We start from the raw sequence: 7,089 nt of genomic DNA on the forward strand, positions 1-7,089 counted from the left end.
AGAAGGTCCTTCGCAAGCTCAGGATGACAGACGCTTTGCATTCACAACTTCACAAACTCACAATTTCACCACTCACCATCTCACCGCTTCCCCGGCCGGCCGCGGAGCACGTGCCAGATGGAGCGCAGAAACGGCCACGGCTGCACCGAATTCATAATCTGGAAGTTTTCCCACCAAGAGGTGCGCTCGTCTAGGAATCTTAGTACGCGCTCCAACGGGTTGTTGGTAAACAGATCGGAGAAAATGCGGCTGGTGATTTCGCCGCGGCGCTGCATGATGTCGAGTAGCAGGGTGTCGAACAGGTGAAACTGCCACCGGTCGCCGGTGAGGTGGCGGGGCGGGGCGCCCGTTTCGGCCAGGGCCGCCACCAGCCGGGCTGTGTGCGCCTGAATGCGCTGGAAGGCGTAGCCGGTGCTGGGCTTGGCCCGTCCCGCGCGCGTGCCCAGGTTGATGATGCGGGCACCCGCCCGCGCCGGCAGTGGGTGGTCGGTCATGGGAATGGCACCTACCTCTTCGGCCTCAATCTGAAAGTTCTCTACCCCCAGCGTATCGCGCAGATAGCCGCGCATGGCTTCTTCGTACTCGGCTTTGGGCAGGACTTCGGCCGAAAACAGCGTGTACTCCACCAGCGCTTTGGTGGGGCTAAAGGGCAGTACATAAATAAATCGAGCCTCCTGGTGCTGCGCACCCCGAAAGTCCATAAACTCTACCGTGGCCGGATCGAACACGGCGCGGTCGGTGGTTACTTCCCAGCCCACAAAGTGCTGAAGCAGGTACCGGTGCTTATCGGGCCGACGCGTGAGGGTAGGCGGGCGACTATCGAAGGCGTAGCGAGCCGTGAACTCGCCGGCCGTGGTGGTAGCGCGCACGCCGTTGGGCAGCTCCGTAAGCGTTTCTACCCGGCCGCGCACTTGCGTTACTTGGGGAGCCGTACCCAAAGCCTTCCGCGTAAACTGGTAGAAATCCAGCCCCCGAATCATTTTATACGTGTACTCCTCCAGCGGAAACACCTGGTTTAGCCAAGGGCTGCGGAACGCCAGCCGCCGCCATTCGTGGGCCACGATACTGTCGAAGGGGGTAGGCGCGGCCGTCCAAAACGACCACGTGCGGTCGTTCTGGTCTTTGGCTTCGGGCTCAATCAGCAGTACCCGCTTGCCGCTAAGGCGCGGCTCTTGGGTAATGGCATAGGCCAGGCTGAGCCCAGCGGCACCGCCACCCACCAGCATGTAGTCGAAATCAGAGCTTTCCAAACGCAAACGGCGGCCGGAGTAGACCGGCCGCCGCTGCAAGTTAGACTTCCTGACGTAACTACTACGCCATCATGGGGTACAGTTTGAGGCCGCCGGCCAAGTCGCGCACGGCGTCGCGTACGTCCAGGTCCAGCTCGGCGCTGAAGTGCTGTCGCCCTGACAGGATGCTTACCTGCGACTGGAGGCGCTCCACCCACAGCTGCTCGTTTTCTTTGTAACCGGAGGTATACGGGTCGTCATCGGAGAGCAGCACCATCAGCTTGTCCTGCGGAATCAGGGTGCGGGCCGCCTCGTAGTCCACGGGGGCGTGCATCCAGTTCAGAATATCCTGCCAGGGACTATCTACCGAAAACCAGCCGGCTACACACAGCACACCGCCTATTTTCCGGGGTTTTTCTTCTTCTTTCGCCACGCTGGCCAGATAGTGCAGAATAGCTAGGCAACCCACGCTATGGCCTACCAGAATCACGTTTTCGTTGAGTTGAGATGGGGGCAGCACCTCGCGCAGATACTCCACGGCCCGCTCAATTACGGGTAAATCCCAAGCGGGCATATTTAGCGCCCGCACTTGGTAGTTAATGTCATCTTCTTCGGCAGCCGCCGCCAGTTGACTGCCCAGCCAGGGGTACCAATCGTTGTTGGCAGCACCCGCCCAGCGCGGAACGATATAAACGGTTTTAGTTACAGGAGTAGTGGTAGGCATGGTGGGTACAGTTTGTTTTAGAGGACGTATATACTACAAAACCATTACGGCCGGATTCCCGCTTTGCAAAAAAGATTCCATTTTTGAAGTAGAAAACTTAATAAAGCTATCCTATTAAAATCCTGTTTCCCACTTTTATAATCTGAGAAAAACAGACTTCTCATACTTAAAACAACAACTTATCAGCATTAAGCCAGTTGAATATATTTTTATAATTATATAAAAGCAACAAAGCCTACTATTCTTCATGACAGAAGAATAGTAGGCTTTTTCCTATAAAGAGAAATAGACTTCTGCTTAGAAGTTGGGCGAAAGCAGGTACTTGGAGTAGAAGTCGTCGATAATCTTCACAGCCGATTCGGCGTCGTCCACGATCTGCACCAGTTGCAAGTCCTCAGGCGAGATGTTGAACTCCTCATGCAGCATCACGTCTTCAATCCACTTAAACAAGCCATTCCAATAAGCCGAGCCTACCAGCACGATAGGGAAACGGCCGATTTTCTTGGTTTGAATCAGCGTCATGGCCTCAAACAGTTCGTCGAGTGTGCCGAAGCCGCCGGGCATGCCAATGAAGCCCTGCGAGTACTTCACAAACATCACTTTGCGCACGAAGAAATAGTCGAAGTTGATGATCTTGTCGGAGTCGATGTAGACGTTGTGGAACTGCTCGAACGGCAGTTCGATGTTGAGGCCCACCGACTTGCCACCCTCGGAGCGGGCGCCTTTGTTGCCGGCCTCCATAATGCCGGGGCCGCCACCCGTAATCACGCCGTAGCCGTGGCGCACCAGCTTAGCCGCAATTTCCTCGGCCATCTTGTAGTAAGGATTCTCGGGCTTGGTACGCGCCGAGCCGAAGATGCTCACGCACGGCCCGATTTTGCTCAGCTTCTCGAAGCCCTCTACAAACTCGGCCATCACCTTGAAGATCTGCCAGGAGTCGGCAATCTTAATTTCGTTCCAGTCCTTGTCTACAAACGCTTGGCGGATGCGCTGCTCGTCATCAACCTGCACCGTGCGCTGGCCATGGGTTTGTTCGCGGATATCGCTGATGGTCTTGGCCTTATTGTCGTTTACATCGGGCCTTACAATGGTTTTGCCGCTACCCGCATTCAGGGTTTCATCGGCAATCTTGGTTTTGCTGTTCTTAGTAATCTTTGACATAGCCTGTACTGAAAAACCGTCGGACCGGGCTTAATCGGCCAGATGGCAAAAGGGGTAAAATAAAAACCGCCCGCGCTGGGGCGGGCGGCCAAATGTAGGCCTAGGCAAGTTAACAATTTGTTAACAATAGGTGGTCGATTTGTTACGGGTAGACTGATAAGGGCAAGATGGTAGAATGTCATACTGAGCGCAACGGAGCGAAGTCGAAGCATCTCGCGTGCAACGGTACTCCCAACTATCAGGAATTACTTACGGTAGAGATGCTTCGACTCCGCTCAGCATGACGGCTACTACCTTACCCCACTTACTGCTTGCTACTCTCTATTCACTCTCTACCCTATTTCGCTCGGATAGCAATAACCGGATCGAGGTTAGCGGCCAGCACAGCGGGAATGATACCGGCCAGCATGCCAATGACTACTGACACGGTGAGACCCAGCGTGATATTGCCGGCCGACAGGAACAGCGGCATAGCATCCTGCGGAATGGCCGTTATCAGAAACACCAAGAAGATGCCGGCCCCGCCGCCCAGCAGGCACAAGAAAACGGCCTCGAACAAGAATTGAAACAGGATGAAGTAGTTCTTGGCGCCCAACGACTTCTGAATGCCGATGATGTTGGTACGCTCCTTTACCGACACAAACATGATGTTGGCAATACCGAAGCCGCCTACCAGCATGGCAAAGCTGCCGATAACGGCCCCGGCCACGCCAATCACCGAGAACAACGAGGTAATGGCGTTGGCCAGCATCTCAGGCCGGTTCAGGGAGAAGCTGTCTTCCTCACGCGGCTTAAGCCCCCGGATATTCCGCATCAGCCCTTGCATCTCCGACTCTAGGTTGAGTAGACCGGGGTCGGAGTCGACGCCTTTCACGCCGATGGTAGGCGTGACGCCGCCCCCGCCCCCGCTGGCAATGGCAAATATCTTGGTGAACATACCAAACGGAATTAGGCAGTTGGCGTCGTTGCTGGGCGTGTCGAGCAGCTTCTTGCCTTCCTTCTGCAATACCCCGATAACGGTGAACGTGAGGCCCTTGGCCTTGAACGTCTGCCCCACGGCCGAGGTATTAGGATACAAGTTAGCGGCAATATCGGCCCCGATGATAGCCACACTCCTGGCCGACTCTACCTCCTGGGGCGTGAAGTAGCGGCCCTCGGCCAGCGGCACGTCCGACACAATGTAGAAATCGTAGCTGACGCCCTCCAGGCTACAGCTTGTCATGCTATTGCTGCCTGCTTTAAAGGTGTTGCCGCTGGTGTTGGCGAAGATGGCTACCCCGCGGTTGCTGCCGGGGCTGAGGTTGCGCTGCAACGCCCGGAACTCGCGCACGGTAGGCACGGGGCGATTGAAGTATTTCCACCACGGGACGCCCGGCCCGAAGGACCACGGCCACTTATTTACGTAAATCACCTTATCACCCACAAAGCTCATGCTCTGGCGCACGTTGGCCTCCAGCGAATCGACCACCGCAAACACCGAGATGATGGAGAAAATACCCACCGTGACGCCTAGCAGCGACAGAATGGTGCGCAGCAAGTTGCCCTTCAACGCGTCCCACGCAAACCGAAAACTCTCGAAGGTCAAACGCAAGGCTTTCATAGGATATAGGTAGAAAAGGACCGATGGAAAAATAAAGATGGCTGCAAGGAATGAATTTATAGCACAAAGCTGCCTGCAATCGTGTTGAATACAGTAGAGCTTGGCAGGCAAGCGCTGTGAAAGCCGTTGCCTACCTGCCTGACTCCATGCTTATCCGGCGAATTTATGTACTTTTGCCGGCTCAAATTTTCGTTACTTCCCCTACTATTGCCCATATCTGCCCATGAAACTTTCTGAGTTCAAATTTGATCTGCCCGAAAACCTAGTGGCGCAGCATCCGGCCAAAAACCGCGACGAGTCGCGCCTCATGGTGCTGCACCGCGACAGTGGCAAGATCGAGCACCGCGTTTTCAAAGATATTATCGAGTATTTCGACGAAGGCGACGTATTTGTACTCAACGACACCAAGGTATTTCCGGCCCGCCTGTACGGCAACAAGGAAAAGACTGGTGCTAAAATCGAGGTATTTCTGCTGCGCGAGCTGAACCGGGAAATTCACCTGTGGGACGTGCTGGTAGACCCCGCCCGCAAAATCCGGGTAGGCAACAAGCTGTACTTCGGCGAGTCGGATATGGTGGCCGAGGTGATTGACAACACCACATCGCGCGGCCGTACCATCAAGTTTTTGTTTGATGGCTCCGACGAAGAATTCTACAAAGCCCTGCACGACCTGGGCGAAACGCCCCTACCCCGCGAAATCATCACCCGTGATGCTGACGCCCAAGACAAGGAGCGTTACCAGACTATTTATGCTGCGCACACGGGTGCCGTGGCCGCGCCGTCGGCAGGCCTGCACTTCACCCGCGAGGTGATGAAGCGTCTGGAAATCAAAGGGGTAGACACTGCTGCCGTAACGCTGCACGTGGGCTTGGGCACTTTCCGTCCGGTAGATGTGGAAGATCTAACCAAGCACAAGATGGATTCGGAGAACTTTATTGTACCTCAGGAGGCCGCTACCATCGTGAATAAGGCGCTGGACGCCAAGAAACAGGTGTGCTCGGTGGGTACTACCACCATGCGGGCGCTGGAGTCGTCGGTATCGGCGCACGCCCGCCTGAAGGCCAACCAGGGCTGGACCGACCGCTTCATCTTCCCTCCCTACGAGTTCAAGATTGCTACCTCGCTGCTCACCAACTTCCACACCCCGGAAAGCACGCTGATGATGATGGCCTCGGCCTTCGCCGGCCACGAGTTCCTGATTGAGGCCTACCAAACGGCCATTAAGGAGAAGTATAAGTTCTTCAGCTACGGCGACGCGATGCTGATTCTGTAAGTGAAGTCTTGGGGGTTTAAGATATTTTCCTGAGCTGCTTTGCACACGTATACCGGCTGTTATCCTGCACGTAGGATGGCAGCCGGTTTTATTTTACTGCACTGACTGAAGCAACAGTGTGCTGCGTAGCGGCATTGGAGTATTTAACAAGAGCGCCGCGTAGCAGTGCAAGGTTTGTAGTTTAGCAGGACGTAAGACGAAAGCGCCACGTAGCGGTGCAAGAAACGTCAGGGTTTTCTTGCACCGCTACGTGGCGCTGCCCTATTTTCAACTCCGCTTGCTACAAACCTATTGCCGCTATGCGGCACACCTAAGCCCTACCCTACCCGCTTTCATGCCTGACAACAACCAAGCCCCCCAGACCCCAGCCCCTCAAGACTCTAACAAAGCGCCCCGATTCGCTATCCTCGTGGCGGGTGGTAGCGGCACGCGCATGGGGGCTGCCAAGCCCAAGCAGTTTCTAGATTTGTTAGGCGAACCGGTGCTGCTGCACACGCTGCGCCGCTTCGCCGAAACGCCGTTGCGGGTGCAGCAGTGCGTGGTGGTGCTACCAGCCGAGCAGTTCTCCACCTGGCACCAGCTCTGCGCCGAGCACAATATTCATATACCGCACACGGTGGTGGCGGGCGGCGCTACCCGTTGGGCCTCGGTGCGCAACGGCCTCGCCTACCTCGCCGACCAAAAAAGCGGCACAGTAGCGGTGCACGATGGCGTGCGCCCTCTGGTGCCAGCCTCGGTAATTGAAGAGTGTTTTGCCACCGCCGAGGCACACGGTACCGCCGTAGCCGCTGTGGTGCCCAAAGACTCGGTGCGCAACCTGTCGCAGCAAGGCTCCTACGCGCTGGACCGCGCCCGCCTGCGCCTCGTGCAAACGCCCCAATGCTTTGAGTTGGAATTGCTACGCCGCGCCTACCAACTCCCCGAGCTATCTACCTTCACCGACGACGCCAGTGTGGTAGAAGACCTGCACCCCATCCAACTGGTGCCCGGCGACTACCGCAACCTGAAGATTACGACGCCCGAGGATTTGCTGCTGGCCGAAGCTATTCTGCGCAGCACTACGTAAGTAGTAAAAATCCCACCCCCCGACCCCCTCCCCTCC

The 7,089-nt window shown here is 56.1% G+C and carries 6 protein-coding genes; 2 read left to right on the forward strand and 4 right to left on the reverse strand.

Translation table 11 applies throughout. The annotated features are described in order from the left end of the window. Positions 1 to 80: 80 nt before the first annotated feature. The 4 genes from KYK14_RS20915 to KYK14_RS20930 all read right to left on the reverse strand — a co-directional run bounded on the left by KYK14_RS20915 (position 81) and on the right by KYK14_RS20930 (position 4,714). Positions 81 to 1,250, reverse strand: a complete 1,170-nt coding sequence (locus tag KYK14_RS20915; protein ID WP_208307684.1) for a lycopene cyclase family protein — start codon at positions 1,248 to 1,250, stop codon at positions 81 to 83. 61 nt (positions 1,251 to 1,311) lie between these two features. After that, positions 1,312 to 1,953, reverse strand: coding sequence for an RBBP9/YdeN family alpha/beta hydrolase (locus tag KYK14_RS20920; RefSeq protein WP_185282069.1), 642 nt, complete (start codon positions 1,951 to 1,953; stop codon positions 1,312 to 1,314). A 297-nt stretch (positions 1,954 to 2,250) separates the two neighbouring features. After that, entirely contained in the window at positions 2,251 to 3,114 is an 864-nt protein-coding gene (locus KYK14_RS20925) for an LOG family protein (RefSeq protein WP_185282068.1), read from the reverse strand. A 337-nt stretch (positions 3,115 to 3,451) separates the two neighbouring features. Next, the gene (locus KYK14_RS20930; protein ID WP_208307686.1) at positions 3,452 to 4,714 is read right to left on the reverse strand and encodes an ABC transporter permease; all 1,263 of its coding nucleotides are present in this window, start codon (positions 4,712 to 4,714) and stop codon (positions 3,452 to 3,454) included. A 223-nt stretch (positions 4,715 to 4,937) separates the two neighbouring features. On the opposite strand from KYK14_RS20930, the gene queA reads away from it, so the two are divergent. After that, positions 4,938 to 5,987, forward strand: a complete 1,050-nt coding sequence (queA, locus tag KYK14_RS20935) for a tRNA preQ1(34) S-adenosylmethionine ribosyltransferase-isomerase QueA (protein ID WP_185282064.1) — start codon at positions 4,938 to 4,940, stop codon at positions 5,985 to 5,987. A gap of 250 nt (positions 5,988 to 6,237) precedes the next feature. After that, positions 6,238 to 7,053, forward strand: a complete 816-nt coding sequence (locus KYK14_RS20940; protein ID WP_343217147.1) for a 2-C-methyl-D-erythritol 4-phosphate cytidylyltransferase — start codon at positions 6,238 to 6,240, stop codon at positions 7,051 to 7,053. Positions 7,054 to 7,089 lie beyond the last annotated feature (36 nt).

The sequence above is a fragment of the Hymenobacter profundi genome (assembly GCF_019334315.1).
GTDB classification, from domain to species: Bacteria; Bacteroidota; Bacteroidia; order Cytophagales; family Hymenobacteraceae; genus Hymenobacter; species Hymenobacter profundi.